The sequence below is a fragment of the Cronobacter sp. EKM101R genome, assembly GCF_963888145.1.
Classification (GTDB): domain Bacteria; phylum Pseudomonadota; class Gammaproteobacteria; order Enterobacterales; family Enterobacteriaceae; genus Cronobacter; species Cronobacter turicensis.
Genome location: NZ_CAWPHW010000001.1, coordinates 381983 through 407283, shown reverse-complemented (window position 1 = coordinate 407283; position 25301 = coordinate 381983). Strand labels below are relative to the sequence as shown.

Annotated in this window: 29 protein-coding genes and 2 tRNA genes; 16 read left to right on the top strand and 15 right to left on the bottom strand. The window is 55.6% G+C overall.

Annotated elements, in window-relative coordinates:
* The first annotated feature begins 27 nt into the window (after positions 1-27).
* The 8 genes from fliL to rcsA all read left to right on the top strand — a co-directional run bounded on the left by fliL (position 28) and on the right by rcsA (position 5135).
* Complete coding sequence (gene fliL / locus AACV31_RS01975) at positions 28-501, top strand: flagellar basal body-associated protein FliL (protein WP_004388144.1); 474 nt, start codon at positions 28-30, stop codon at positions 499-501.
* Between the two features lie 4 nt (positions 502-505).
* Positions 506-1510 (top strand): flagellar motor switch protein FliM, encoded by a 1005-nt coding sequence (gene fliM, locus AACV31_RS01970; RefSeq protein WP_007769282.1) that lies wholly within the window; start codon positions 506-508, stop codon positions 1508-1510.
* Entirely contained in the window at positions 1503-1967 is a 465-nt protein-coding gene (gene fliN / locus AACV31_RS01965; protein ID WP_105582587.1) for a flagellar motor switch protein FliN, read from the top strand. Before fliM ends, fliN begins: the two co-directional genes overlap by 8 nt.
* Positions 1968-2345 carry a flagellar biosynthetic protein FliO gene (fliO, locus tag AACV31_RS01960; protein WP_015741714.1) on the top strand — a complete coding sequence of 126 codons (378 nt, stop codon included), beginning with the start codon at positions 1968-1970 and terminating at the stop codon, positions 2343-2345. It abuts the gene before it with no gap.
* Positions 2345-3082 (top strand): flagellar type III secretion system pore protein FliP, encoded by a 738-nt coding sequence (gene fliP, locus AACV31_RS01955; protein ID WP_007769278.1) that lies wholly within the window; start codon positions 2345-2347, stop codon positions 3080-3082. The genes fliO and fliP overlap by 1 nt, the downstream gene beginning before the upstream one ends.
* 11 nt (positions 3083-3093) lie before the next feature.
* On the top strand, positions 3094-3363 hold the full coding sequence (gene fliQ, locus AACV31_RS01950) for a flagellar biosynthesis protein FliQ (RefSeq protein WP_004388139.1): 270 nt from the start codon (positions 3094-3096) through the stop codon (positions 3361-3363).
* Positions 3364-3374: 11 nt separating this feature from the next.
* Positions 3375-4163, top strand: a complete 789-nt coding sequence (gene fliR, locus AACV31_RS01945; protein ID WP_165154589.1) for a flagellar biosynthetic protein FliR — start codon at positions 3375-3377, stop codon at positions 4161-4163.
* Between the two features lie 348 nt (positions 4164-4511).
* Positions 4512-5135, top strand: coding sequence for a transcriptional regulator RcsA (gene rcsA / locus AACV31_RS01940; RefSeq protein ID WP_007699277.1), 624 nt, complete (start codon positions 4512-4514; stop codon positions 5133-5135).
* A gap of 168 nt (positions 5136-5303) precedes the next feature.
* On the opposite strand, the gene dsrB is transcribed toward rcsA, so the two are convergent.
* On the bottom strand, positions 5304-5492 hold the full coding sequence (gene dsrB, locus AACV31_RS01935) for a protein DsrB (protein WP_007670278.1): 189 nt from the start codon (positions 5490-5492) through the stop codon (positions 5304-5306).
* A 125-nt stretch (positions 5493-5617) separates the two neighbouring features.
* Here dsrB and AACV31_RS01930 point away from each other — a divergent pair, with 125 nt between their 5' ends.
* Together AACV31_RS01930 and AACV31_RS01925 are read left to right on the top strand one after the other, a co-directional pair.
* Positions 5618-5830: a DUF2525 domain-containing protein gene (locus AACV31_RS01930; RefSeq protein ID WP_165154591.1), complete on the top strand. Its 213-nt coding sequence runs from the start codon at positions 5618-5620 to the stop codon at positions 5828-5830.
* Positions 5831-6132: 302 nt separating this feature from the next.
* Positions 6133-6948: a mannosyl-3-phosphoglycerate phosphatase-related protein gene (locus tag AACV31_RS01925; RefSeq protein ID WP_165154593.1), complete on the top strand. Its 816-nt coding sequence runs from the start codon at positions 6133-6135 to the stop codon at positions 6946-6948.
* A 3-nt stretch (positions 6949-6951) separates the two neighbouring features.
* Here the strand turns inward: AACV31_RS01925 and dgcQ are convergent, their stop codons facing one another.
* The 3 genes from dgcQ to AACV31_RS01910 form a co-directional block, all read right to left on the bottom strand.
* Positions 6952-8622, bottom strand: coding sequence for a cellulose biosynthesis regulator diguanylate cyclase DgcQ (gene dgcQ, locus AACV31_RS01920; protein ID WP_075199169.1), 1671 nt, complete (start codon positions 8620-8622; stop codon positions 6952-6954).
* Positions 8623-8823: 201 nt separating this feature from the next.
* On the bottom strand, positions 8824-9006 hold the full coding sequence (locus AACV31_RS01915) for a YodC family protein (RefSeq protein ID WP_007769259.1): 183 nt from the start codon (positions 9004-9006) through the stop codon (positions 8824-8826).
* 89 nt (positions 9007-9095) lie between these two features.
* Positions 9096-10010: a DUF808 domain-containing protein gene (locus tag AACV31_RS01910; RefSeq protein ID WP_165154595.1), complete on the bottom strand. Its 915-nt coding sequence runs from the start codon at positions 10008-10010 to the stop codon at positions 9096-9098.
* Positions 10011-10188: 178 nt separating this feature from the next.
* Here AACV31_RS01910 and yedA point away from each other — a divergent pair, with 178 nt between their 5' ends.
* The gene (yedA, locus tag AACV31_RS01905) at positions 10189-11088 is read left to right on the top strand and encodes a drug/metabolite exporter YedA (RefSeq protein ID WP_161588568.1); all 900 of its coding nucleotides are present in this window, start codon (positions 10189-10191) and stop codon (positions 11086-11088) included.
* 15 nt (positions 11089-11103) lie between these two features.
* Here yedA and AACV31_RS01900 read toward each other — a convergent pair whose 3' ends face one another.
* From AACV31_RS01900 to AACV31_RS01890, 3 genes are read right to left on the bottom strand one after another with little or no spacing between them, the layout of a single operon-like run.
* Positions 11104-11601, bottom strand: coding sequence for a very short patch repair endonuclease (locus AACV31_RS01900; RefSeq protein ID WP_161588567.1), 498 nt, complete (start codon positions 11599-11601; stop codon positions 11104-11106).
* Positions 11585-13018 carry a DNA cytosine methyltransferase gene (locus AACV31_RS01895; RefSeq protein ID WP_234006126.1) on the bottom strand — a complete coding sequence of 478 codons (1434 nt, stop codon included), beginning with the start codon at positions 13016-13018 and terminating at the stop codon, positions 11585-11587. The genes AACV31_RS01900 and AACV31_RS01895 overlap by 17 nt, the downstream gene beginning before the upstream one ends.
* Before the next feature lie 60 nt (positions 13019-13078).
* Positions 13079-13777 carry a phosphohydrolase gene (locus AACV31_RS01890; protein WP_075199165.1) on the bottom strand — a complete coding sequence of 233 codons (699 nt, stop codon included), beginning with the start codon at positions 13775-13777 and terminating at the stop codon, positions 13079-13081.
* A 641-nt stretch (positions 13778-14418) separates the two neighbouring features.
* Between AACV31_RS01890 and ompC the strand changes: the two genes are divergently transcribed.
* Both ompC and AACV31_RS01880 read left to right on the top strand, forming a co-directional pair.
* The gene (ompC, locus tag AACV31_RS01885; RefSeq protein WP_105537766.1) at positions 14419-15543 is read left to right on the top strand and encodes a porin OmpC; all 1125 of its coding nucleotides are present in this window, start codon (positions 14419-14421) and stop codon (positions 15541-15543) included.
* 154 nt (positions 15544-15697) lie between these two features.
* A complete protein-coding gene (locus AACV31_RS01880) occupies positions 15698-15937 on the top strand; it encodes a DinI family protein (RefSeq protein WP_007699307.1) in 240 nt (79 codons plus the stop codon).
* 77 nt (positions 15938-16014) lie between these two features.
* On the opposite strand, the gene AACV31_RS01875 is transcribed toward AACV31_RS01880, so the two are convergent.
* Together AACV31_RS01875 and AACV31_RS01870 are read right to left on the bottom strand one after the other, a co-directional pair.
* Positions 16015-16809, bottom strand: a complete 795-nt coding sequence (locus AACV31_RS01875) for an SDR family NAD(P)-dependent oxidoreductase (protein WP_105537764.1) — start codon at positions 16807-16809, stop codon at positions 16015-16017.
* 29 nt (positions 16810-16838) lie between these two features.
* Positions 16839-17684, bottom strand: a complete 846-nt coding sequence (locus AACV31_RS01870) for a type 1 glutamine amidotransferase domain-containing protein (RefSeq protein ID WP_165154597.1) — start codon at positions 17682-17684, stop codon at positions 16839-16841.
* 123 nt (positions 17685-17807) lie between these two features.
* Between AACV31_RS01870 and AACV31_RS01865 the strand changes: the two genes are divergently transcribed.
* The gene (locus AACV31_RS01865) at positions 17808-18710 is read left to right on the top strand and encodes a LysR family transcriptional regulator (protein WP_165154601.1); all 903 of its coding nucleotides are present in this window, start codon (positions 17808-17810) and stop codon (positions 18708-18710) included.
* A gap of 8 nt (positions 18711-18718) precedes the next feature.
* Here AACV31_RS01865 and AACV31_RS01860 read toward each other — a convergent pair whose 3' ends face one another.
* The 3 genes from AACV31_RS01860 to AACV31_RS01850 form a co-directional block, all read right to left on the bottom strand.
* Entirely contained in the window at positions 18719-20260 is a 1542-nt protein-coding gene (locus tag AACV31_RS01860) for a GGDEF domain-containing protein (protein ID WP_165154605.1), read from the bottom strand.
* Positions 20261-20546: 286 nt separating this feature from the next.
* Entirely contained in the window at positions 20547-21266 is a 720-nt protein-coding gene (locus AACV31_RS01855) for a YnfC family lipoprotein (protein ID WP_165154609.1), read from the bottom strand.
* A 251-nt stretch (positions 21267-21517) separates the two neighbouring features.
* Positions 21518-21607: transfer RNA gene (locus tag AACV31_RS01850), tRNA-Ser, on the bottom strand.
* A 93-nt stretch (positions 21608-21700) separates the two neighbouring features.
* Here AACV31_RS01850 and mtfA point away from each other — a divergent pair.
* Both mtfA and AACV31_RS01840 read left to right on the top strand, forming a co-directional pair.
* Positions 21701-22498: a DgsA anti-repressor MtfA gene (mtfA, locus tag AACV31_RS01845; protein WP_165154612.1), complete on the top strand. Its 798-nt coding sequence runs from the start codon at positions 21701-21703 to the stop codon at positions 22496-22498.
* A 101-nt stretch (positions 22499-22599) separates the two neighbouring features.
* Positions 22600-22675: transfer RNA gene (locus AACV31_RS01840), tRNA-Asn, on the top strand.
* 223 nt (positions 22676-22898) lie between these two features.
* Here the strand turns inward: AACV31_RS01840 and AACV31_RS01835 are convergent.
* The 3 genes from AACV31_RS01835 to AACV31_RS01825 are packed head-to-tail and all read right to left on the bottom strand — an operon-like array spanning position 22899 to position 25238.
* Positions 22899-24275: a hypothetical protein gene (locus AACV31_RS01835; protein WP_165154615.1), complete on the bottom strand. Its 1377-nt coding sequence runs from the start codon at positions 24273-24275 to the stop codon at positions 22899-22901.
* Positions 24275-24532: a PAAR domain-containing protein gene (locus tag AACV31_RS01830; RefSeq protein WP_075199157.1), complete on the bottom strand. Its 258-nt coding sequence runs from the start codon at positions 24530-24532 to the stop codon at positions 24275-24277. The genes AACV31_RS01835 and AACV31_RS01830 overlap by 1 nt, the downstream gene beginning before the upstream one ends.
* Before the next feature lie 13 nt (positions 24533-24545).
* Positions 24546-25238, bottom strand: a complete 693-nt coding sequence (locus tag AACV31_RS01825) for a T6SS immunity protein Tli3 family protein (RefSeq protein WP_165154618.1) — start codon at positions 25236-25238, stop codon at positions 24546-24548.
* Positions 25239-25301: the final 63 nt, after the last annotated feature.

The following is a 25301-nucleotide window of genomic DNA, read 5'->3' as shown; positions in this document are numbered from 1 at the left end:
AGTACTGATACAGGAAACCCGAGTCTGATGACTGACAGCGCAATCACCAAAGGTAAAGGCCGTAAACGCTCCATCTGGATCCCGTTACTGGTCATTATAACTCTCGCTGCCTGTGCGACGGCAGGTTACAGCTACTGGCGTATGCAGCAGCATGGCACCACCGCGGCTAAAGCGGCGCCAGAACCGCCGCCGGCGCCGGTCTTTTTCGCACTGGACACCTTCACCGTGAACCTGGGTGATGCCGACCGCGTGCTGTATGTCGGCATTACGCTGCGTCTGAAGGACGAGGCGACCCGCCAGCGTTTGAGCGACTATCTGCCGGAAGTGCGCAGCCGTCTGCTGCTGCTCTTCTCTCGTCAGGACGCCTCGCAACTGGCGACCGATGAAGGCAAACAGAAGCTGGTGGAGGCTATCAAACAGACGCTCTCCGCGCCGCTGGTGGCAGGACAACCGAAGCAGGTAGTGACTGACGTCCTCTACACTGCCTTTATCTTGCGGTAAAGCCATGGGCGACAGCATTCTTTCTCAGGCCGAAATCGATGCGCTGTTAAACGGCGACAGCGAGCAGAGCGCGGAACAGCAAGCGACAGGCGGCGATGGCGACATCCGCCCCTACGATCCCAATACCCAGCGTCGCGTGGTGCGCGAGCGCCTCCAGGCGCTGGAGATTATCAACGAACGCTTCGCGCGCCAGTTCCGTATGGGGTTGTTTAACCTGCTGCGCCGCAGCCCGGACATCACCGTGGGGGCGATTCGTATTCAGCCTTACCACGAGTTTGCCCGCAACCTGCCGGTGCCGACCAACCTTAACCTGATTCATTTAAAACCGCTGCGCGGCACCGGGCTGTTTGTGTTTTCGCCAAGCCTGGTGTTTATCGCGGTGGACAACCTGTTCGGCGGTGACGGCCGCTTCCCGACTAAAGTGGAAGGCCGCGAATTTACCCACACCGAACAGCGCGTCATCAACCGTATGCTCAAGCTGGCGCTTGAAGCCTACAGCGACGCGTGGAAAGCGATTAACCCGCTGGACGTAGAGTATGTGCGTTCAGAAATGCAGGTGAAATTCACCAACATCACCACCTCGCCGAACGATATCGTGGTTAACACCCCGTTTCACGTCGAGATTGGTAACCTGACCGGCGAGTTTAATATCTGCCTGCCGTTCAGCATGATTGAGCCGCTGCGCGAGCTGCTGGTCAACCCGCCGCTGGAAAACTCCCGTCAGGAAGACCAGCACTGGCGCGACAACCTGGTACGCCAGGTTCAGCACTCGGAGCTGGAGTTGATTGCCAACTTCGCCGAGATCCCGCTGCGACTCTCGAAGATCCTGAAGCTGAAGCCAGGCGATGTGCTGCCCATTGAGAAGCCAGATCGCATTCTGGTGCACGTGGATGGCGTACCGGTTCTCACCAGTCAGTACGGCACCGTGAGCGGACAATATGCCCTGCGCGTTGAACATTTGATCAACCCAATTTTGAATTCGCTGAATGAGGAACAGCCCAATGAGTGACATTAACAAACCGTCCGATGAAAAAGCAGGTGACGTGGACGATCTGTGGGCTGATGCATTGAACGAACAAAAAGGCACCGGCGATTCCGCAGAGGATCTGTGGGCCGATGCGTTGAGCGAGCAGAAAACCGCGGGCAAGAGTTCGGCGGACAGCGTGTTCCGCGCGCTGGAAGGCGGCGACATGGTCGGCGCGTTGCAGGATATCAACCTGATTATGGATATCCCGGTGAAACTCACCGTGGAGCTGGGCCGCACCCGCATGACCATCAAAGAGCTGCTGCGTCTGACGCAGGGTTCCGTGGTCGCGCTTGACGGTCTCGCCGGCGAGCCGCTGGATATTCTGATTAACGGTTACCTGATTGCTCAGGGTGAAGTCGTGGTCGTCGCCGATAAATATGGCGTGCGCATCACCGATATCATCACCCCGTCAGAACGTATGCGTCGCCTGAGTCGTTAAATGAAAAATCAGACCACTGTCCCACAGCCGGCAATGCCCGACGCCGGCTCATCCTTAATCCAGGTAAGCGGCGCGCTAACGCTGATTATCCTCTTTATTCTGCTGTTTGCCTGGATGGCAAAGCGTTTTGGCTTCGCGGCTAAAACCACCGGGATCCGTGGTCTGAAGCTTCACAGCAGCCTGAGCGTTGGGGCTCGCGAAAAGATTGTGATTGTCGAAGTGGAAGACGCCCGCCTGGTGCTGGGCGTGACCGCCACCTCGATTACGCCGCTGCACACCCTCCCGCCTGCGCCGCCCGCGCAGGAGCCGGAAACCGTGCCTGGCGCTGAATTCCAGAACCTGATGAAAAATCTGCTTAAGCGTAGCGGGAGAAAGTAATGCGTCGTTGGTTGAATCTTTCTTTCCTCGCGCTCGGCCTGCTGGCCGCGCCGGCGATGGCACAACTGCCGGGTCTTGTCAGCCAGCCGATGTCTGGCGGCGGTCAGAGCTGGTCGCTGCCGGTACAGACGCTGGTGTTTATCACCTCGCTGACGTTCCTGCCCGCCATTCTGTTAATGATGACCAGCTTTACGCGCATCATTATTGTGTTCGGTCTGCTGCGTAACGCGCTCGGCACCCCCTCCGCGCCGCCAAACCAGGTGCTGCTGGGCCTCGCGCTGTTCCTGACCTTTTTTATCATGTCGCCGGTTATCGATAAGATCTATTCCGACGCCTATCAGCCGTTCACCGAAAACAAAATTTCGATGGAAGTGGCGCTCGACCGCGGCGCGCAACCGCTGCGTGAATTTATGCTGCGTCAGACCCGCGAGGCGGATCTGGCGCTGTTCGCGAAGCTTGCCAATACGCAGCCGATTCAGGGGCCGGAAGCGGTGCCGATGCGCATCCTGCTGCCCGCGTATGTCACCAGCGAACTGAAAACCGCATTCCAGATTGGCTTTACCGTGTTTATCCCCTTCCTGATCATCGATCTGGTGGTGGCGAGCGTATTAATGGCGCTCGGGATGATGATGGTGCCGCCTGCGTCTATCGCCCTGCCCTTCAAGCTGATGCTGTTTGTGCTGGTCGATGGCTGGCAGCTCCTTGTCGGTTCGCTTGCCCAAAGCTTTTACAGTTAACGAGGTGCATGATGACGCCAGAATCGGTCATGATGATGGGCACGGAAGCCATGAAAGTCGCGCTCGCGCTTGCCGCGCCCCTGCTGCTGGTGGCGCTGGTTACCGGCCTGTTTATCAGTATTTTGCAGGCGGCTACCCAGATTAACGAAATGACGCTGTCGTTCATTCCGAAAATCCTGGCGGTGTTTGTGGTTATCGTGGCGGCGGGCCCGTGGATGCTCAACCTGCTGCTCGACTATATGCGCACCCTGTTTTCCAACCTGCCGTATATCATCGGCTGACGGCCGCGCCCATGCTGCAATTCACCAGCGACCAGTGGCTTCACTGGCTGACTCTGTACTTCTGGCCGCTGCTGCGGGTGCTGGCGTTGATCAGCACCGCGCCTATCCTGAGCGAGCGCTCCATCAGCATCCGCGTCAAAATTGGTCTGGCGCTGCTGATTACCATTGCGCTTGCGCCGAATATTCCCGGCAGCAACGTGCCGATTTTCTCGCTCGAAGGGCTGTGGCTGGGGCTACAGCAAATGCTCATCGGCGTCGCCATCGGGTTTACCATGCAGTTCGCGTTCGCGGCGGTGCGTACCGCAGGCGAGCTTATCGGGCTGCAAATGGGCCTGTCATTCGCCACGTTTTTCGATCCGGGCAGCCGCCTGAATATGCCGGTGCTGGCGCGTTTTATCGACATGCTGGCGATGCTGCTGTTTCTCACGGTTAACGGTCATCTGTGGCTTATCTCCATTCTTGCCGATACGTTTTATACCCTGCCCATTGGCGGTGAAGCGATTAACAGCAACGCCTTTATGGCGCTCTCCCGCGCCGGCGGTTTGATATTTGTTAACGGCGTTATGATGGCGCTACCGATGATTACGCTGTTGCTGTCATTAAACCTGGCGCTTGGCCTGTTAAACCGTATGGCGCCGCAGCTGACCGTTTTCGCTATTGGCTTCCCGCTGACGCTGAGTATTGGGATAATCGTTCTGGCCGCGTTAATGCCTTTAATAGCACCGTTCTGTGAACATTTATTCGCAGAAATATTTCACTTGTTGACTGATATCGTTAGCGAAATTCCTGCTAAGGGTTAACCCCTCTTTTTAAATGGTCATCCTAAGGATATTCCTAATGTGGAGAATATATTCTCCGGCTGACCATACATCCCAGGCGGAATTAATGATTTTACGCCTCTCACAGAACCGGATCGCCTCTTTACTTTAAGAACTTTCCTGGCAAATTATACGTAACTTTACGGGATAGTTGGGGTCGCCTGAATGACTTCGATACCCGGCTGATACGATTCACGCTATCGGTCTGCGGTACGCCGTTTGACGCTTTATTATCCCGTAAATGCTGGTCTTAGCAGAACGGCGGTCGTTCTCAGGCTGGTGGAGCAATCGTTGTGCTTTAACGGATAACGCGTTTAGTGAGGGTAGGCTATGTCAACGATTATTATGGATCTCTGCAGCTATACCAGGCTCGGGCTAACCGGTTATTTATCGACGAGAGGAGTGAGGAAACGACAGATATTTCATGCTGATAGCGTTGAAACTCTGGAAGAAGCCTGTCAGTTACGTAAGCCCCATGTGGTGTTTATTAATGAAGACTGTTTTATTCACGATCCCGAAAGCAGTCAGCATATAAAGCACATCATTAATCAGCATCCCGGTACGTTATTTATCGTTTTTATGGCGATTGCTAATATTCACTTTGATGAATATTTACGGGTGCGTAAAAATCTGTTAATTAGCTCTAAATCCATTAAACCGGAGTCGCTGGATGCCATTCTGGGAGATTATTTAACCAAAGATATGCAGTGCATCGGCAAAATCAGTTTGCCTACACTTTCTTTAAGCCGTACTGAATCCAGTATGCTGAAAATGTGGATGTCGGGCCAGGATACGATTCAGATTTCCGATCAGATGAATATTAAGGCCAAAACCGTTTCGTCACATAAAGGCAATATAAAACGTAAAATCAAGACCCATAATAAGCAAGTGATCTATCATGTCGTCCGGTTGACCGATAACGTCACCAACGGCATTTTTGTGAATATGCGCTAACGCCATATATTACTTTTACCCTGTACCCTGCACGCTTCGCTTCTGGCGCTCGCCGGAAGGATAAATGAATTTTTCATCGTATCGCTCAGGCGAGGATGAACCCTGCCGTAAAATAACGCCGCCCCGAATTAACGGGGCGGCGTAACAATAAGCAGAAAGTATGACGCGTTATTCTACTTTTTCGACAAATACGCCGTCCGGGTGATCTTTCTCATTAAAGAACCATATTCCCAGCGGATACTCCTCAAGCGAAACCAGATACATCGTACCTTCATTAAAAGGCTCAACGGCCAGCACGACGCCTGGGCGGCGCGGCCCGCCATCCGTCTTAACGGTAACCCTATCGTTAACGTTCATAACTGCTCCTCTTATCACTATTGAGCCAGTGTAGAACAAAACCGCTTTGCTGGCACCGGGTACAGGGTAGCGCCCGCGTAAGGAGAGCTATAATTAGCGTGATGGGGCCGCCTGAGGTAAATGCCATGAAACCGGAAAACCCAACGCCAGAAACGCCGCAGGCCGATATCGACGCTCTGCTGGGCGCGATTGAGGTGATTAGCGAAGACGAGCAGCACACGCCAGAAAGCGTCTCCCCGACGCAGGCGGATGCGCGCAGGCAGGATGCGTGTCGGGAGCTTGGCGAGGAGTTCGAACTGGATATCCGCGACACGGGGCCGAGCGAAGTGAACCGCTGAGCATAAAAATATCCCGGCCTGGGGAGCCGGGATAAGCTTGCGAAAGCAAGAAGCACTTAAAATTCGTTACACCAGGGAAACTGATGTCGATGAACAACATACCGCAAAAATCTTGCTACACAAGGATATATTCTTTCGGTGAATAATACACTGCTAATATTATGCGAAGATATATTCACTGTAAGCCAACAACCGCGCGCCTTCCATGGAACCGATCCCGTAATAACCCTGCAAACGAGGCCGATTAATTGAGATTATTCCTGGTCAGCCGCGTAGTCGGCAGCGCATAAAAAGGAGCCAACATGGCGCATCTGAATGACGATTTGCTGGTGATTACCGACCTTGACGGCACGCTGCTTGATCCGAACACGCATGAGTGGGAGCCCGCGCAGGCGTGGCTCACGCGCCTTATCGACCATCAGGTGCCGGTTATTCTCTCCAGCACCAAAACCGCAGCGGAGATCGTCGCATTACAGGACGCGCTGGGGCTCTCCGGGCAGCCATTTATCGCCGAGAACGGCGCGATTATCCAGCTTGACGCCCGCTGGGAAGATAACCCCGATTTCCTTCGCCTGCTGAACGGCATTCCTCATGACGATATTCTCGCGGTGATCAATCGCCTGCGCGACGAGCACGGCTATAAGCTTTTCTGCTTCAGCGATGTCGACGAGAAAACCATTGCCGAATGGACCGGGCTTAACCCGAAACTCGCGGCGATGGCGAAGCTGCTGGAGGCTTCAGAGACCGTTATCTGGCGCGACAGCGACGACAACCTGGCGCGCTTTACCGCAAGCCTTGAGGCGCTCGGTTTGATGATGATTGAGGGCGGCCGATTCTGGCATGTGCTGGACGCGCGCGGCGGCAAAGGCCAGGCGGTGAACTGGCTTAAGGAGCAATACCGCAAGCGTGAAGGCTCACTGCGCACCACGCTTGGGCTTGGCGACGGGCCGGACGACGCGTCGCTTCTGGATAACGTCGATTTTGCGGTGGTGGTGAAGGGCCTTAACCGTCAGGGCGTCACGCTAAAGCAGGATGAGCCGCAGCGTGTCTTTCGCACGACGGAAAGCGGCCCCGCGGGGTTTCGCGAAGGGCTCGATCACTTTCTGGGTAAGGCGTAAGCCCTACCCTTCGTCGCACACCTGGTTGCGCCCGCGCTGTTTGGCGAGATACAGCCGGCGATCGGCTATCGATTGCAGATGCTCGAAATCGTAATCGCCGTCCCGTAACGCTTCGCTGACGCCGACGGACACGCTGATGCGAATGGTGGTGTCCGGGCGCACCAGGATCTCCTGGCTGTTAATACGCTGGCGTATCCGCTCTGCCACATGCCGCGCGCCTTCCGAAGGCGTACCCGGCAGGATAATGCAGAACTCTTCGCCGCCGACGCGCCCGGCAATATCTTCCGCGCGCAGCGAGCGGCTTAACATCCCCGCCGCCCATGTCAGCACCTTATCCCCTGCCTGATGGCCGTAGCGGTCATTGATGCTCTTGAAGTGATCGAGATCGAGCTGGATAACCGAGAACGGCGCCTGCTGCGCGTCGCATGTCTTCGCGGCCAGACGGGCGCGCTCAAAGAACGCGCCGCGGTTATACAGCCGGGTGAGCGTATCGTACCAGGCGCGCCACTTCAGCGAACGCTGCATGGTAAGCATATTGCGCACCATGCCCACGATTACCCGCCAGGAGATAAACAGCATGGCGGTAAAGAGCAGCCACAGCAGGCCGAGCACCATCGCCACCTTGCCGAATTTCCCTTCCGCGCTCTGGGACACCGTGGTGACTTTCACCAGTACGCCGTCGAAATAGTCGAGCTTTGCCCAGGCGATAAAACGGGTATCCATGCGCGCGTCGCCCTCGTTGGCAAGCTCCATCTGGCGCGCCAGCGCCGCTTTATCCTGCGCCGTGAAGTGCAGCGCGGTGTCGTTGCGGGACGAGGTGGTGGTGATGGGGCTGAGCTGGCGATCGAACAGCAGGATCTCGCCGCCGCTGTCGTCATCATTGAGCGCGTTTTTCAGGAAATCACGCATCGCAGGGATAGGGAAATCCATCGCCAGCACGCCAAACCAGCGGCCGTTATCATCCAGCGGAATACTGGCGGTAACGCGCTGGCCGGACGGCATGCTGAGATCGCGCCCGTGCAGCCAGCGCACGCCGCGTCCGGGATTGCGCCGTAAAGATTGATCGAGAAACCAGCGGCTGCTGACTTGCTGATAATAGAGCTCCGGAATGCTTCCGTGGCCGAAAAACGGCAGATTGGTGAGGTAAAACCCGGCGCGCGAGACATAGAAGGTACGCACTTCCGGGCGCTCGCTACGGGCATCGGCGATGCTCAGCATATGGCCGAGCGCCAGCGTGGCGTTCAGCTCGTTGTATAACAGCGCCTCGTCGCGCTCAAGCAGCGTACTCTGGGCGATAAACGCATCCGACACGCCCTGTATCTCCGGCGCCAGATCGCGCCCCGTAGGCAGCGTCCATTCACGCTTGTGGCGATCCGCGTTGAAGCCTGCCATCACGGCGTCGGTCTGCGGGCCCTCCAGCAGATTGTGCATGGCATAGCGCATACCAGCGCGATAAAACAGCAATTTATCAACGCTGTATTGCAGATTGCGGTCCATCGCCGTGGCGATACTGTCAAGCTGGTTGCGCTGCGAGGAGATAAACGCATCCTGCAAAATCACACCCTCACGCCATGTCAGCAGCGTGGAGAAGATAAATACGACGCAAAAACAGAAGTTGACGACCCGTATGGGGTTTTTGGTCCGCCAGCGGCTGATGAGTATCTTGTCAGGCACGTCAGACTCCCTGTACTGATAAAGGCTCGACTCGTTGAGGTTGAGTGAAGATCGGGCGGCTCAGATAATACCAGGCGGCGCGGATATTAAAAGTGTGGCCGTTTTTTTACGGATTGTCGCCTGTAACGTGAAAGGATGTCGTTGATCTGTTACAGGATGGGGAAGGAAAGAAAACGCCCGGCGCAATGGCCGGGCGTTATTTCAACGACGCTCTTCGCGAGACTTCCTTTCGCCCGGAAGGAGTTCGTCTTCACGAAACGCCTCCCGCTGCACGCCGTACCCGTCATACCAGCGGCATTCCACCATGCCGCTCGAATAACCGGTCACAACCATGCGTTGACCACTCTTTTTGCGCTGGACTTCATCGCTGACTAAAAAGACCATGACTGCCTCCTTTATCAGTGTGAAAACATCCAGAAGATAGTCAACGCGCGCGATTTTCGCCTGTCACGCCGCAAATTTCAGGACTATTCTCAGTGCGCCGGTTTGCCGCGCAGCCGTCCGATAAGCGAAACAACCGCGAGCACAAGGGCGCCGATGATAAAACCGAGCACCAGATTCAGCACGGTGGGCATCACTGCCGCGCCAATACCGCCGAGCCTCTGCGCCCAGTGTTCAATGGCGTGATGCAGCGGCGCGATGCCATGCACCACAATGCCGCCGCCCACCAGGAACATCGCCACTGTGCCGAGGATCGAGAGCGCCTTCATCAGCCACGGCGCCGTGACCAACAGCCCTTTGCCGACGCCGCGCGCCAGCGCCGAGCGCTTATCCGCAAGCCAGTAGCCCATATCGTCAAGCTTCACGATAACCCCGACGATGCCATACACGCCGAGCGTCACGAGAATGGCTATCCCGCTCAGCACCAGCACCTGGTTTAACAGCGGCGCTTCGGCCACGATGCCAAGCGTAATGGCGACGATTTCCGCCGAGAGGATAAAATCGGTGCGCACCGCGCCTTTCACTTTATCGCGCTCGTAGACTTTAGGGTCTTGCTTTGCGATGTCGTTAAGACGCTGTTGCTTTTGCTCCGGCGTCTCTTTATGTTTGCGCGCGTGCAGGCTGTGTACCACCTTTTCCACGCCCTCGAAGCACAGAAACGCGCCGCCGACCATCAGCAGCGGCGTAATCGCCCAGGGCGCAAAGGCGCTGATGATAAGCGCGAGCGGCACCAGAATCAGTTTATTGAGCAGCGAACCTTTCGCCACCGCCCAGACCACCGGCAGCTCGCGGTTAGCGCGTACCCCGGTCACCTGCTGCGCGTTAAGCGAGAGATCGTCGCCCAGTACGCCTGCGGTCTTTTTTGCCGCGAGTTTTCCCATCATTGAGATATCGTCCAGTAAGGTGGCGATATCATCCAGCAGCGTTAATAAACTACTTCCGGCCAAAATTTCATTCCTTCGTGTTGTGATTCTGGAGTGTTAAGTATGGAGCAAAAGCCGTGGCCCCGAAACTACCACCTTCTGTCAACGCAAAATTAACCTAAGTGAAACAATTAAAAACCTCGCCTCGGCAATAATTTTATCGTTCACTATAAGCGTTCTTTATTTCGCGTCGTGAGGGCGTATGCGTTTCGGTCGAGTTTTACCGCTGTTGGGCGCGCTGTTCGCGCTGTATATCATCTGGGGTTCCACCTATTTTGCTATTGCCGTCGGCGTGAAAAGCTGGCCGCCGTTTATGATGGCGGGCGTGCGCTTTCTGTGCGCGGGCGTCCTGCTATTGACGTATCTGCTGGCGACCGGCCATAAGCTCCCGGCGCGGCGACCGATGCTGAACGCGGCGCTGATTGGCGTTCTTCTGCTGGCGGTCGGCAACGGCTTTGTGACGGTCGCTGAGCATCAGCATGTGCCGTCAGGCATCGCCGCCGTGATGGTCGCGACCGTGCCTCTCTTCGCCCTCATTTTCAGCCGTTTCTTCGGCATCCAGACCCGCAAGCTGGAGTGGCTGGGCGTCGCCATCGGCCTTGCAGGCATCGTGTTGTTAAACAGCGGCGGCAACCTGAACGGCAACCCCTGGGGCGCGCTGTTGATTCTGATTGGCTCGTTAAGCTGGGCATTCGGCTCGGTCTACGGCTCGCGTATCGAACTGCCGACCGGCATGATGGCAGGCGCGATTGAGATGCTGGCGGCGGGGCTGGTGCTGATGGCGGCGTCACTGCTGACCGGCGAGCGAATGACGACGATGCCCGACCTCTCCGGCTTTCTGGCGGTGGGCTATCTGGCGCTGTTTGGATCGGTTATCGCCATTAACGCCTATATGTACCTTATCCGCAACGTCTCGCCTGCGGTCGCCACCAGCTACGCCTATGTCAACCCGGTCGTGGCGGTGCTGCTCGGCACCGGCTTTGGCGGGGAAAGCCTGTCACAGATGGAATGGATGGCGCTGGGTGTGATTATTGTGGCGGTACTGCTGGTAACGCTCGGTAAATATCTGCTGCCAGCCAAACCGGTCGTAAAGGCGCTGTAAGCAGAGAAGTCACGCTTAACCGGCGAGCGGCGCAGGCGGCTCGCCGTCAAGGGCGTGTATACCCTGAATGTCTATTTCGGCGTGCGCCCCGCCGCTGCAAATCCACTCTTCCAGCCGTTCAGCAAGCGCCTCGTCAGCAAGCTTTTCGCGCCCCCGCAACGCGCACTCCCAGACTAACAGGACGCGCCAGCCCTCTTTTAACAGGGACGCCACGTCGCGCTTATCGCGCGCCACGTTTTTGCCAATTTTATCGAGCCAGAAATCGGTGCGGGTAGCGGGCACTTTAAAGAGATAACAGTGGTGGTGATGCCAGAAACAGCCGTGGGTGAAAATGACGCAGCGGTAGTCGTCGAGCACAAAATCAGGACGTCCGGCGAGCGCGGCGTCCTGTACGCGAAAGGTAAAGCCTTGTTCTGTGAGCAGCGCGCCGAGCCGCTTTTCAATGGCGGTATCGCGCGTGGCGATGGCGCGCATATTTTTACTGCGAATGGCCTTGCTATGAACGTCCGCCATCGGTCTTCTCCAGACGCTGACGCACCGCCTGCGCGATGCGCGGGCGCAGTAGTTGGGCGACGGCGGCAAAGGCAGGCACCACGACCGAGTTGCCGAATTGGCGATAGGCCTGAGTATCGGAAACCGGAATGCGAAACGCGTGGCCCTGCGGCGCTTCAAAGCCCATCAGCCGCGCGCATTCGCGCGGCGTCAGGCGGCGCGGGCGGCGCTGCTGGTTGGCCGCATCATCAAAATCCTGCTCGCCCAGCGCTTTATCCCAGCCGCGATCGATTAAGATTTCCGCGCCATCTTTGTAATAGCGCGCCGAGAGAGTGCGCGCCACGCTGGCGGGGTTTTGCGGGTCCACCAGGCCATAGCCGAAGCCGTTGCCCTTCGCCTGATGCTTCTGGGCGTAGCGGTAGAGATATTTCCACAGCGTCGGCGTCAGTACATAGCGCGCGTCGACGGTCGGGTCGAGCAGCTCGCCAAACGCCGGGCGTCGCGCCGGGTAGAGCTCAGGCAACGCGCGCAGCGTAAAGCCGTCGTGCAGGTTGAGATCGCGACGAAAGCCCACCAGCACGATGCGCTCGCGGTGCTGGGGCAGGAAATGTTTGCCGTCGATAATTTTCGGATCGTCCGGGCCCATCTCAGCGGCGTCCGCCACCTCATAGCCCAGCTCATCCAGCGTCTGCATGATGATGCGAAAGGTATTGCCTTTGTCGTGACTCTTAAGGTTTTTGACGTTCTCCAGCACGAAGATCGCGGGCTGACGCGCGGCGATAATACGCACCACGTCGAAAAAGAGCGTGCCCTGGGTTTCACAGGCGAAACCGTGCGCGCGGCCCAGCGCATTTTTCTTCGACACGCCCGCCAGCGAAAACGGCTGACACGGAAAGCCCGCCAGCAGAACGTCATGCGGCGGAATGCACGCGCGGATGTGGTCGGCGGCGGCCTCGTCGCTCACCTCGGGCTTGTGGCTTAGCGTGACGTCGCGGATGTCTTCATTGAACTGGTGCAGTTGCGGGTCGCAGTACCAGTTAGCTTTATAGGTGCGCACCGCGTGTTTGTTCCATTCGCTGGTAAACACGCACTGCCCGCCTGCGGCTTCAAAGCCGCTGCGGATGCCGCCGATACCGGCGAAGAGATCGATAAAGCGAAAGGCGTAGTTCGGATGATGGCGCGGCGGCGTGGGGAGCAGCGCAAGAAGACGGCGATACTCTTCGGCGCCAAGGCGCGCGCCGCCCGCGATGAGCTGCTGGCGTTTCAGCCTGGCGCGGCTCCAGCGTTTTTCACCTGCGTCATTTAAGATAGCCACCAGCGTTTTGGTGTCGTAAATCTCCAGCACTTTTTGCAGCAGCGCGTGCGCGCTCAGCGCAGGGGCGGCGTTAAGATCCGCGCCTGCCAGTACATCCTCAGTAACAGAGTGATTGTCGAGCATTACCTTCGCCATACAAAACCGATATCTGACAGAGTAACACACTTTCGCGCGGGGCTGCGGTTAAGGCGTGACCTGAATAAAGCGCCGCAACACCTCTTCATCAAGCTGGCAAAAATCGCCTTTCAGCTCGGCGCAAAGCTTGGCCATGTAGTGAACGAGAAAATCGGCGTTATGGCGCGCCAGCGCCCTGCCCGCCTCAGTTTGCATGGTGGAAGGCAGCGTCAGCAGTTTTTTCTGGAAGTGATCAAGCGCCCAGGCGGTGTCGTCGAGTTCACGATCTTGCGCGAGCGGATCCTCGCTGTCGAACAGCGCCCTGCCCAGCGCGCCGGAGACATAAAAGACCCGCGCCAGACCGATGGCCCCGAGCGACTCCAGACGGTCGGCGTCCTGGACGATTTTCGCCTCAAGCGTCGTGGGGGCTATCCCGGCGCTGAAGCTGTGCGCCCGCACCGCATGGGCCACATCGTCATACGCGTCGCGGGGGAAATCGGGAAAGTGAGTCTCCAGAATGCGCAGCGTCTCCTGGGCGGCAAGCGTCGAAGCCAGATGGCGCTGCGGATGATTCTTGGGAAGATTAACGATATCGTGGAAGTAACAGGCGGTCAGCACTACCAGGCGGTTGGCTTCGCTGCCTGCCATGATCTGCTGGGCCGTATTCCAGACGCGGCGAAAGTGCGCGACATCATGGGCTTTATCGTCCTGATTCCAGCTTTGATGCAGCCAGTCGTCAAAACGCTGCTGCCAGTGGGTTAGCGACATAAAGGCTCCTTGTGCGCGGGTCAACCCGATTTGTTTCTGTAATGCAGATCACAAAATTAGCACGCTTTGCGCGCTTTTGCGCGCGTCGATGTCTCCCTGCGAGCCGTATGCGCCGGGCGTTAATGTATAACGCAGTGCAATAGATCTGATTATTTTTCCTCGCCCGTTAAAGCCATCACGCGAAAATGAAGGGTTCATGTATTTATTTTCGGCACCCCCATTCTGAATACTGAAAACGGACGTCTTCTGGCATCATTAAGCCGATTTCATACCCTTCTGTTTTCCGAAAATTAATTACCGTGATAATAATTCCCAAGGAAACAATATCCTTGCGCTCTTGCCTTTTACAGCAACTATATATCTCCCCTGAAGCCAGGCGCCATGCGGCTTAACGTGCCCTGCCGGGCGTCATTATTATTAATGACGTGTTTTTATTTCGGACTAAATAAATTGATATCAATAATAAAGTAATCGATTAAATAACCCACGCAAATAATTTAAATTCAGCCGCGCCCTTCTCAATAAAATAATCTTCGTCGCGAAATTTCATTCTGCTAATATGCGTGCCGCGGACAACGTTCCGCCACGTCATTCATTTACACCAATCATTGATATTATTTATGACGATAAGGAAATTGATAATGAAAAGAAAAGTACTGGCTCTTGTTGTACCCGCATTATTATTCGCAGGCGCTGCCAATGCGGCAGAGATTTATAATAAAGACGGCAATAAACTCGATCTGTTTGGTAAAGTTGACGCGCGTCATACGTTTTCCGATAACCCGGGCGACGACGGCGATGGCACCTATATGGAGTTTGGCTTTAAAGGCGAAACCCAAATCAGCACGGACCTGACCGGCTATGGCATGTGGAACTACAAAATCATGGCCAACAGCCCGGAGGACAGCAACACCTCCTATAACAAACTCGCTTTCGCAGGCCTGAAATATGGCGATTACGGCTCTTTCGATTACGGCCGTAACTATGGCGTGATTTATGACGTCGAAGCCTGGACCGATATGCTGCCGGTGTTCGGCGGCGACTCCTATACCTACAGCGACAACTACATGGTGGGTCGTGGTAATGGTATGGCGACGTATCGCAACACCGATTTCTTCGGCATGGTCGAAGGGCTTAACTTCGCGCTGCAATACCAGGGCAATAACGAAGACGATGGCAACGGCAACGAAGGCACCGCGGGCGGTCACGGTATCCAGACCCAGAACGGCGACGGCTTCGGTCTGTCCACCACGTACGATTTCGGCATGGGCTTTAGCGCGTCCGCCGCTTACTCCAGCGCCGATCGTACCGCAAAACAGGTCAACTATGGCCGTGGCGACTCTATCGTCGCGGGCGGCGATCGCGCCGATGCGTGGGCCGCCGGTCTGAAATATGACGCTAACGATATCTATCTGGCCGCCACCTATGCCGAAACCCGCAACATGACGCCGTATGGCGACGGCGACGGTATCGCTAACAAAACGCAGAACATCGAAATCGTGGCGCAGTACCAGTTCGATTTCGGCCTGCGTCCGTCGCTGGCGTACCTGCAGTCCCGCGGCAAAGACCTGTGGCATGCCGGGAAGTACCAGGACAACGATCTGGTTAAATACGCGGATATCGGCGCCAGCTGGTATCTCAACAAAAACTTCCTGACCTACGTTGATTACAAAATCAACCTGCTGGATGAAGACGACGACTTCTACAAAGACAACGGCATTGCGACCGATGACATCGTCGGTATCGGCATGGTGTATCAGTTCTGACGCGTCACGCGCATCCCCTTTCAGGCCCGCCGCACGCGGGCCTTTTTATTTTTCACGCTTCTTCGCGCACGCCCTCACTCTCCACTTTACCGGACGTCATACGGGCGCTATAGTGTGCCAGGACTGTATATATATCCATACTGTGGAGTTTTCCATGTTTGTTGAACTGGTTTATGACAAACGCAATGTCGCAGGCTTGCCCGGCGCGCGTGAGATTATCCTGGCCGAGCTGACCCGCCGCGTACACCGCATCTTCCCAGATGCTGACGTGCGTGTTAAGCCAATGCAGGCCAACGGTCTGAATTCCGACGCCACTAAAAACGATCGCGAAAAGCTGAACCGGATGCTGGAAGAGATGTTCGACGAAGCCGATATGTGGCTGGTCAACGAATAAGCGACGCTAAAAAACCCGCCGGTGCGGGTTTTTTAGTCTCTGCGGGCCTGATGGAGTCACGCTCAGCCCGCGTCTGATTACAGAATCGAGCGGTATGTGCCGCCTTCAACGCGTACCGCCGCGCCGTTCGACGCCGCCCCCAGCGGGCTTGCCAGCAGCGCCACCACTGCGGCTATCTCATCGGCTTCAATCATGCGCGCAATCAGCGAGCTCGGACGATACGTGGCGAAGAAATTCGCTTCGACCTGCGCGTCGGTCATACCCGGCCGCGGCGCGGTCTGTCGCAGATATTCCATAATGCCTTCTGAACGCGTGGCGGAAGGCAGCACGCTATTCACCGTCACGCCGGTGCCTTTGGTTAACTCCGCCATGCCGCGCGACACGGCAAGCTGCGCCGATTTACTCATCCCGTAGTGCACCATATCCGGCGGCGTAAACGCGCCCACCTCGCTTGAGATAAAAATGACGCGGCCCTGGTTCTTCGCCAGCATCTGCGGGAAATAGTGCCTGGAGAGCCGCACCCCGGACATCACGTTCACGTCAAACATCCGCAGCCACGCGTCGTCGGTAATTTCCGCAAAGGGCGTCGCCTCATAAAACCCGAGATTATTGATCAGAATATCCGTCTCAGGCTGGTTTGCGATCAGCGTAGCAACGCCTTCTGGCGTGCTGACATCCGCCAGTACACCGGTGACGCGGCTGCCTGTTGCCCCGGTTTCAATCGCCGCTACCGCCTCGGCCAGCTTCTCGCGGTCGCGACCGGTAATGGTGACCGCCGCGCCTTCCTGCGCCAGCGTCCGGGCGATGGCAAGGCCAATGCCTGCCGTCGCCGCCGTCACTATCGCCGTTTTGTTGTTCAGTTGCAGATCCATTTTGGTTCCTTAATGCAGTGCGTCAGGGGTTAGTGGAGACGTTCCAGCAGCGCCTGCGCTACTGCCGTCGCCGAAGCCGGGTTCTGGCCGGTGATCAGTTCACGATCCGTCACGATATGCGACGTGAACGGTTCGCTATTGCTGCTGTACTTTCCGCCCGCCTGCTCAAGCGCGGTTTGCGGGTAAAATTTCATCGCGCCGCCTTTCGGCAACAGGCCTTTGGCTATCTCCTCTTCCGCATTGCTGATGACCGTCATCCGGTAGCCCGCGTAGATCCAGCCGCGCTGCGCCGCGGCGTGGCCCGTTTCCGCCAGTTGTCGGGTAAACGCCGGGGCGTCCGGCAGCGTGGAGAGCAGCGCGATGGGGCCGTGACAGACCAGCGCCGTCGGCTTACCGGCGGCATGGAACGCGGCCAGCGCCTGTCCGAGCGCCGAGCTTGTCAGCAGATCCTGCATCGGCGCATGGCCGCCCGGAATGTAGATAGCATCGAACTCGCCGTAGCCGCGCTGCGCGGCGCGCGCCAGGCTGATAACCGGCGAAGACGCAGGCGAAGTGAGCCTGAGCTTATTGAGTAGCGCGCGATGCGTGCGCCACGCGTTGACGTCGTTGTTAAAATACATTTTGTCGTCAGAGGATTTATCGAGCGTCGGCGCCAGCCCGTTCGGCGTGGCAAACGTGACCTGATGCCCGGCGTCCAGCAGACGTTTTACCGGCTGCATCAGCTCATTCAGATAAAACCCTGTCGGGAACACCTTGCCGTCTTTGAGATCCAGATGGTCAGCGTCAGACAGCACCACCAGTACGCTGGCGGCGTGCGCGTTCAGCGCAGAGAGGCCCAGCGCTGCGGCGAGCGCGAGATGACGAACGATTTTCACGATGTACTCCTGTTCATGTCGGTGGATTCGCAAGCCTCGCCTGCGTTCTGCACACACTGTAGTGTTTCCTTAAAAGTGGATAAACTACCGCCAAAGACATTCATTTGTTCTTCAGGAGACATAATGAGCCGACGCTTTGCCCATCTCAGCGATGTGGAAATCTTTGTGACGATTATTGAGAAAGGCTCGATCACCGCGGCGGCAGTGGCGCTGGGTACAACGGCATCGGTGCTGAGCCGCGCGCTGACGCGGCTTGAGACGCGCCTTGGGGTTCAACTGGTGAGGCGCACCACGCGTCAGCTCAGCCTGACGCAGGCCGGGCGGCACTATTACGAACAGGCGTGCAGCGCTTTCAGCGTTTTCGAACGCGCCGAGCGCGATATCCAGGGGCGTGGGGCCGAGACGGTGGGCCATGTCAGGCTAAGCGCGCCGACCACCTACGCGCATTACCGGCTCCCGGCGCTGTTGACGCGTTTCGCCGCGCAATATCCGGGCATTACCGTTGAGCTTAACATCACCAACCGTAACGTGGATTTAGTGGCGGAGGGGTACGATCTGGCGATCCGTCTGGGCATGCTGCCGGACAGTCGCCTGGTCGCGCGTAAGCTGGAGGAGGCGCCGCTGTGTCTGGTCGCCGCGCCGTCCTACCTGCGCCAGCACGGCGAGCCGCAGCAGCGAGCGGATCTGGAAAATCATCGCTGCCTGCCGTTTATTATGCCGAGCAGCGGACGTGTCGCGCAGTGGAGCCTGTGCGAGGAGGAAAAGCCAGTCGAGTGGACGCCGAAGGGGCAGATTCAGGTCTCTGATGACATTCTGGGCGTTATCTCGCTTGCCGTCAGCGGCGCGGGCATCTGCCAGACGTATGATTTTATCGCGCGACCGTTTATGGAAAACGGCCTGCTGACGGAGGTCCTCCGCCAGACCCGTGGGCGAACACGTCCTTTCTCGCTCATCTACGCGCCGCATAAAGGCCTGTCGTCCGCCTGTGAAGCGTTTATCCGCTTTATGCAGCAGGCGACAGGCTAACGCACCCATTAGGGCAGACGCACCGCGCGGTTGCGGCCGGTGCTTTTGGCCTGATACAGCGCCTCATCCGCCCCTTTGATAAGCTCGGTCAGGCACGCCATCCTGCCATCCGCCGTCATGCTGTAACAGCCTGCGCTGATAGTCACCACGCCTTCGGGCAGCTCGGTATCCGGGTGCGGCAACGCCTGCTCTCTGACCATCCGCACTACCTTTTCCGCCACATGCAGCGCGTCGTCTGAGGCAGTCTGCGAGAGAATAATCGCGAACTCTTCGCCGCCGTAGCGCGCCACCAGATCGCCATGGTTAAAAGTGGCCTGTTGCAGCACGCCGCCGATGCGGCGTAAACAGGCGTCCCCGGCGACATGACCGCGGTTATCGTTATAGCGTTTGAAAAAGTCGACATCGATAAGAATGAGCGAAACGGGGAGTCCGGTCACGGCGGAATCCGCCAGCGCCTGTTCAAGGAAGGCGTCAAAACGGCGCCGGTTGGCAAGCCCCGTCAGGCCGTCGATCATCGCCATCGAATGTAGCGTATGGTTGATTTTGACCAGTTCGTCACGTAGCGTCGCCAGCTCGTTGCGGTCGCGAATGTTGACCCTCACCTGCCTGAACAGCACGATGCCCATCAGAATGATGGCAGTCAGCAGCGCGCCATTAATGAGTAAATCCGGAATACTGTTTTTAAGCCAGGTCGCGCGCAGATTGTCTTTGTCATACCCCGCCACCACGACGATCGGATAACGCGTCGAGCGTGCGAATCCGTAAATCCGAATGACCTGATCGAGCGCGGAGAGCCAGGTGGCGCTTCCCTGCCGCGAGCGCAACAGTACCTGCGTAAAGAGCGGGCTGGCAGAGAGATCTTTACTCAGCACGTTTTCATCAAAGGGGCGAATGTACAGCGGTTTGCCGTCCACCAGCAGCAGCGCCAGAATGTCGTTGTTGCTCAGTTCAAAATAGCTGTAAAACTGACGGAAATAATCCATTTTCACCGTAGCCATGACGACGCCCGCGAAGCCGCCGGTGATATCGTTGAGGCGCAGAGAAACCGGAATAACCAGCTGGCCGCTGATTTTACTGCGCACGACATGCCCGATGTGCACGCCCATCCAGCCATGATCTTTGTGATAGAGAAAATCATCGCTCTGCGCAATGTTTTCCTCCGACGGCGCCTCCCCGAACGAGCTGTTACGCCAGGCGCCGCGCGTATCGTAAATAAACAACCCGTCGAGCTGCGGCAGGCGCTGCTCCAGCTCGGCAAGCGAGGCATTTAGCTCATGATCGGGCAGATAGCCGTATGCCAGATTGCGGCGGATCTCCTGTAAGGTCAGCTCCGTCTGTAAAAAAGTATCATCCGCCTGGCGTACCTGGGAGAGCGACAGGTTAATCGCCTTGCTCTCCGCCTCCTCGACGGTGCGCTCCCAGGAGAGATACAGCGTCACCGCATTGGCCGCAATGCTCCCTGCCAGCAGAATAAACAGAAAGAAGGCCAGGCTGCGGCCCAGCGGCGTATCCAGCGCCAGTATACGGATAAACTGCTTTTTCTCAGGCACGACGGCCACCTCCTGCGTATCCTGCCCGCGTCTCATTAATCGTACTGAAGTTTATCAGAAACCGCCTCCGGCCCACCTTTTTACACGCAGGGGTAACCCATGGACGACAAACCTGAAAATTCCGGGGCTTATCTTCAGCCAGTGTTGAAGTAAGAATAGACCCGATCGCGCCGCTGACGGCACTTTTCTGAAAGCGAGAGCAGGAACCGTTAAGCATGCTGTTGTTTAACGGGCGCGCATTTTACGCAGAAAAACCCGCCCGGAGGCGGATTAACGCCAGCGTGAATTAATACCAGGTCACTGCGGTTTTACTGGAATAATGATTCTCTTGCGCAACCTTATCATCACGAACTTTTTTCGTGATGGCGGTGCATTCGCGCGGGACTTTCCGGTCATCATAGAGACAGGTACTTTCGCCATAAACGGTATATTCCTGGCCAAATACCGTTTTCATTTTAAAATCGAGCGGCTTATTGTGGATATCGGAATACGTCACGTCTGAATAGGTGGCGGCCTTATCATTCAGGTAATACTCACTTCCGGCAAAGCTGTCGCCAGCAATATAGCGGTAGGCAGAGAGTTTTTCGCCGTTAGCCATGGTCTGTTCAATCAGGCCCGCGTTATTAAGCTTAAACGTTTTCACGCCGTATTTGTCCGTCATGCTGACCAGATTGCACTGGTTATCGAAGACATAGCTGAGCGGGCTGTTATCAAACGTGCCTGTTAAATTATTTCCCTGACGCTTCAACGCGATATTGCCATAAGCCCCGTCATCGCTGCGCTCGAATTGCTCAATACAACCCTGCGAAGACAGCGTTAGCGTAATACTGAAATTTTCCGTTTCACTGCGCACAGTGGTTGTCAGCGTTTTAACGTGTCCTCGCACCGGATTAAAATCGTACATCACGGAGAAATTATATAATGAGGGAATATAGTTTTCGGCGGCCAGCGCATTACATGCCAGGAGACCTGTCGTCAGCGCCAGTACGTTTTTGATGAGTGCCATCTTAATTGCTTTCCCTGTTCTGAAAAGCCAAAAATAGCAGAATAGCCTTATCAGGTCGACCTGATGAACCGCCCGGCCCGGTGAACGGCACAGGCAAAGAAAGCACGCCTGGGCACACCGAATTATGCAAAGAAAGGTAAAAAGCACGCAGGCGAGACGCGAACATGGGCACAATTCACGGCGCGATTAATCTCAATTTATCTCAACGGGATTGTTATCACTGAAAAACGAGGCGGTAAGTGCTTGAATAGTGGCGGAGAGAGGGGGATTTGAACCCCCGGTAGAGTTGCCCCTACTCCGGTTTTCGAGACCGGTCCGTTCAGCCGCTCCGGCATCTCTCCGTACTTGAGGTTGCCATGATGCCAGGATCTTTGGCATTTTAACAGTCCCTGCCTCTTCGATTTTGTTCAAGTGACGAGTTTGCGAGCAATAAGATGATTAAGTGGCCCTGGAAAGCAAATGAAACCGCCGAACTGGCGCCCCTTCCCTGGGAAGCGGCGCTTGCCATTCCATTACTGGCGGGCCTGAGCGATGAACAGCAGCAAAAGCTGGTGCGCCTCGGCGAGCGTTTTTTACAGCAAAAACGGCTGGTCCCGTTACAGGGCTTTGAGCTGGATGAACTGAAAAGCGCCCGTATCGCCCTGCTCTTCTGTCTGCCGGTGCTGGAGCTCGGTTTCGAGTGGCTGGACGGCTTTCACGAAGTGCTGATCTACCCCGCGCCGTTCGTGGTGGATGATGAATGGGAAGATGATATCGGGCTGGTGCATAACCAGCGCGTGGTGCAGTCCGGCCAGAGCTGGCAGCAGGGGCCGATTATCCTCAACTGGCTCGATATTCAGGATTCATTCGATGCGTCCGGTTTTAATCTCATCATTCACGAAGTAGCCCATAAGATCGATATGCGTAACGGCGATCGCGCAAGCGGCATCCCGCTTATCGCCCTGCGCGAAGTGGCTGGCTGGGAGCATGACCTGCACGCGGCGATGGAAAATATTCAGGATGAGATAGACTTGGTGGGTGAAAGCGCCGCCAGCATCGATGCCTACGCCGCCACCGACCCGGCGGAGTGTTTCGCGGTGCTCTCCGAATATTTCTTTAGCGCGCCGGAGCTTTTCGCGCCGCGCTTCCCGTCGCTGTGGCAGCGCTTCTGTCATTTTTACGGACAGGATCCGCTGCTGCGCTTGCGTCAGCGCGAGACCACCGCTTTTTCCGAAGGCGGTCAGGTGCATTAAAGCCGCAAACTGACGCAGAATTAAGCATTTGAATCCATAGCGTAATTTTTTGCGTTGACACCGATACGGGGCATGATTATTATGCGCCCCGTTCACACGATTCCTCTGTAGTTCAGTCGGTAGAACGGCGGACTGTTAATCCGTATGTCACTGGTTCGAGTCCAGTCAGAGGAGCCACATTTTAATCCTGTGATGTGTTTGTCCATCCTGGGATGCCATAAAAAACAAATTAGCCCGGTGCTTCTGCTGAAGATTGCCGGGTTTTTTGTATCTGCGAATCAAAACCAGCGTTTCAAAGCGTTCTTAGCAAAAGCTTCACTGATGTAAAAGAAAAATCGTTATGGAGTCTGCGGTGATAGCTTAAAAAAGATATTTTAATGCGCTTTCTCACAGGATCTTATCAGTAACCCCACATATGTTCGCGCGCCTTATTCTCCATAAAATAAGTCACAAACACGCCCAGCCCGATAAAAATAACAAGCGGGAGCAAAACCATTAATAAAAGGTACCAACCCAAACTACTCATTTCAGTCTGAATCGTTTCTGAAAGGACCAACAGGATAAAGATGCTACACATTATGCCCGCCGTGCCACCATTATTGTAAGGCAGAGAGTAATATCTCTCACTGGGCTCTTCTGGCAAACAGGTTAACCGCGAAGAGAGTGCCGTGATTGCAAACTGATTTTTTTCTGACATGGCTACAAACTGATCGCCCTGAGCATATTTTACAGCGTCTGAAGCAAGTGCCAGAGCCAGCCAGCGATAACCACGCGAGGCTACTCCCAGAGAATCTTCGAGACACAATCTTTCAGAGGCTTGTTTTTGCTCATCCAGAGCCTGTATGAGCGGGTATTTTTGCACTTTAGATAATCCCGTATACCAGAGTATTTTTGGCTTGCTGACGGGCTCCATTTGCAGGTAAACGGGCATTGCCGTTTCCACATCATTCATCCCAATCATTGGCTGATAAAGATAAACTGGCTTTTCTCCCTCCATGCTGGCATAGCCGTTACTCAACAATAATGCCGTGGCATTCTCCATACTTTTTGATTCGTCCCCTTCGCCATGCAGATCCACGCAAATCAGCAAGCGCACCACGTTCAGATACCCGGCTTTATCCAGCCATTCATTAATCAGTGCGTAGTCCGGGCACTCGGAAAGAAACGATATTTTTTCAACGGTAACATCCAACCGGGCCAGCGTTCTGCGCAATTCCTCAATACATGACTCATCTCCGCCTTTAACCCATACCACTGCCTCAACATGTCGATAACCGGGGTGATTCAACTTGTCCACCATCGGCTCCAGTAGCCGGCAAAAAAACTGTTCATTACGGGTGTAATCAAATTCATCGGCCAGCGGAATTTTTAAGGGTGTTTTGGGAACGAGGGGAAACTCGCCTTCCAGCCGGAGCATATTAAGTGCAGGCTCTTCCAGCGGCGTTAGCGCAGACCAGCCCGCAAGTATTAAATGACGGCGTGCATAAGTCTGGAGCTTATATTCCTGTGTGGCGGCGATAAGCAGGCGAGTCTCGGCGTAATGACGAAAACCATTCAGGACGAGAAGAAATAATTCAAGCAAAGTAACCAACAAAGCCAGAGGCATTATTATGGCCTGTACTGCAAACTCCATATCCACATGTTTATTAGCAGGCCATGTGATCGCACGGAAAAAAGTGCAAATACCGATTACGCTGATAAAAATTATAAACACTGAAAAGTCAGGAAATTTATCTTGTTCAGGGTCGACTTGCTTCGGAAATAGCCACCACTTCATCAGGCCACCCCCGCTACCGGTAACGTAGTTTTTATCACGCAACCACACTCGGCCTTACAGCCATCAATCACTACGCCACGCCCGTACATCGTCCATGACGCATGACAGTCAGAGATGGCAAATATTCCTTTATGTTGGGGGCACTGAACTTTATCCCCCTTCAGCGCTACAGGCCTTCCCATAAAATCTGCACCAGACGCGGTAATCACTTTCCCTCCGCTTACCAGCGGATCGTTTAATCGAATGACGCCTTTCATTAATGTTTACTCCTTATCGCCCTGCATCCATGTCGCACCGCATATGATCCCAGCCGGTGTAGCCCTTCACTTCTGGCACTGTATCCGGCTGATCCTGCCAGCTACTCTGAAGCTCCTGAACGGTGCCTTTCAATCCCTGTTTAGTCATGTAAACCAGTCCCCAGGCCCAACCTGCAGAACCATATTTGATATCCCCTTTAACACCATCAGGCAGTTCATAATGAATACCCGAACCTCCTGGCAAAACGCGCGGATCGTCGAACGGCTTTGACGACATATACAGCCGATGTTTCGTCTGTAAAAAACCCTGATCGTTGACGACGGTGAAGGAAAGAATATCGTCATATGGTGGTCTGTCTTCTCCGTTCGGTTCGTTTTCTCCTGGAGAGTAATGGGCTCCCGTCCAGGTTTGACCATAGTCTTTTGATACTGTAAATCCTCCACCCCATGATGAAATCGCCATATACCGCTCAGAAGCATGGATAAATTTTCGGGTAAATATCCGATAAAACTGGCTCCATACCTGACTATGAATCCCTCGCTTCGTGTCCGTATACCAGAGCTCGCCTTCACAATCCCATCCTTTGAGTTCCAGGTAACGATGGTCATCGAACCGATAAACCACCTGCGTTGGTGGCTCTTTCGCCTGACAACCCGCAGCAAAAAAGATTAGCGTTATTAATAAAAAAACTGTGAGTCCTTTCATATTTCAGCGCCCCGCATCCATATCACAACGCATATGGTCCCAGCCGGTGTAGTTCTTAACTTC

Excerpts from the sequence above, each read along its gene's own strand:
- fliL (WP_004388144.1), top strand. The coding sequence starts at position 28 with ATGACTGACAGCGCAATCACCAAAGGTAAAGGCCGTAAACGCTCCATC.
- fliM (WP_007769282.1), top strand. The coding sequence starts at position 506 with ATGGGCGACAGCATTCTTTCTCAGGCCGAAATCGATGCGCTGTTAAAC.
- fliN (WP_105582587.1), top strand. The coding sequence starts at position 1,503 with ATGAGTGACATTAACAAACCGTCCGATGAAAAAGCAGGTGACGTGGAC.
- fliO (WP_015741714.1), top strand. The coding sequence starts at position 1,968 with ATGAAAAATCAGACCACTGTCCCACAGCCGGCAATGCCCGACGCCGGC.
- fliP (WP_007769278.1), top strand. The coding sequence starts at position 2,345 with ATGCGTCGTTGGTTGAATCTTTCTTTCCTCGCGCTCGGCCTGCTGGCC.
- fliQ (WP_004388139.1), top strand. The coding sequence starts at position 3,094 with ATGACGCCAGAATCGGTCATGATGATGGGCACGGAAGCCATGAAAGTC.
- fliR (WP_165154589.1), top strand. The coding sequence starts at position 3,375 with ATGCTGCAATTCACCAGCGACCAGTGGCTTCACTGGCTGACTCTGTAC.
- rcsA (WP_007699277.1), top strand. The coding sequence starts at position 4,512 with ATGTCAACGATTATTATGGATCTCTGCAGCTATACCAGGCTCGGGCTA.
- dsrB (WP_007670278.1), bottom strand. The coding sequence starts at position 5,492 with ATGAACGTTAACGATAGGGTTACCGTTAAGACGGATGGCGGGCCGCGC.
- AACV31_RS01930 (WP_165154591.1), top strand. The coding sequence starts at position 5,618 with ATGAAACCGGAAAACCCAACGCCAGAAACGCCGCAGGCCGATATCGAC.
- AACV31_RS01925 (WP_165154593.1), top strand. The coding sequence starts at position 6,133 with ATGGCGCATCTGAATGACGATTTGCTGGTGATTACCGACCTTGACGGC.
- AACV31_RS01915 (WP_007769259.1), bottom strand. The coding sequence starts at position 9,006 with ATGGTCTTTTTAGTCAGCGATGAAGTCCAGCGCAAAAAGAGTGGTCAA.
- yedA (WP_161588568.1), top strand. The coding sequence starts at position 10,189 with ATGCGTTTCGGTCGAGTTTTACCGCTGTTGGGCGCGCTGTTCGCGCTG.
- AACV31_RS01900 (WP_161588567.1), bottom strand. The coding sequence starts at position 11,601 with ATGGCGGACGTTCATAGCAAGGCCATTCGCAGTAAAAATATGCGCGCC.
- AACV31_RS01895 (WP_234006126.1), bottom strand. The coding sequence starts at position 13,018 with ATGCTCGACAATCACTCTGTTACTGAGGATGTACTGGCAGGCGCGGAT.
- AACV31_RS01890 (WP_075199165.1), bottom strand. The coding sequence starts at position 13,777 with ATGTCGCTAACCCACTGGCAGCAGCGTTTTGACGACTGGCTGCATCAA.
- ompC (WP_105537766.1), top strand. The coding sequence starts at position 14,419 with ATGAAAAGAAAAGTACTGGCTCTTGTTGTACCCGCATTATTATTCGCA.
- AACV31_RS01880 (WP_007699307.1), top strand. The coding sequence starts at position 15,698 with ATGTTTGTTGAACTGGTTTATGACAAACGCAATGTCGCAGGCTTGCCC.
- AACV31_RS01875 (WP_105537764.1), bottom strand. The coding sequence starts at position 16,809 with ATGGATCTGCAACTGAACAACAAAACGGCGATAGTGACGGCGGCGACG.
- AACV31_RS01865 (WP_165154601.1), top strand. The coding sequence starts at position 17,808 with ATGAGCCGACGCTTTGCCCATCTCAGCGATGTGGAAATCTTTGTGACG.
- AACV31_RS01855 (WP_165154609.1), bottom strand. The coding sequence starts at position 21,266 with ATGGCACTCATCAAAAACGTACTGGCGCTGACGACAGGTCTCCTGGCA.
- mtfA (WP_165154612.1), top strand. The coding sequence starts at position 21,701 with ATGATTAAGTGGCCCTGGAAAGCAAATGAAACCGCCGAACTGGCGCCC.
- AACV31_RS01835 (WP_165154615.1), bottom strand. The coding sequence starts at position 24,275 with ATGAAGTGGTGGCTATTTCCGAAGCAAGTCGACCCTGAACAAGATAAA.
- AACV31_RS01830 (WP_075199157.1), bottom strand. The coding sequence starts at position 24,532 with ATGAAAGGCGTCATTCGATTAAACGATCCGCTGGTAAGCGGAGGGAAA.
- AACV31_RS01825 (WP_165154618.1), bottom strand. The coding sequence starts at position 25,238 with ATGAAAGGACTCACAGTTTTTTTATTAATAACGCTAATCTTTTTTGCT.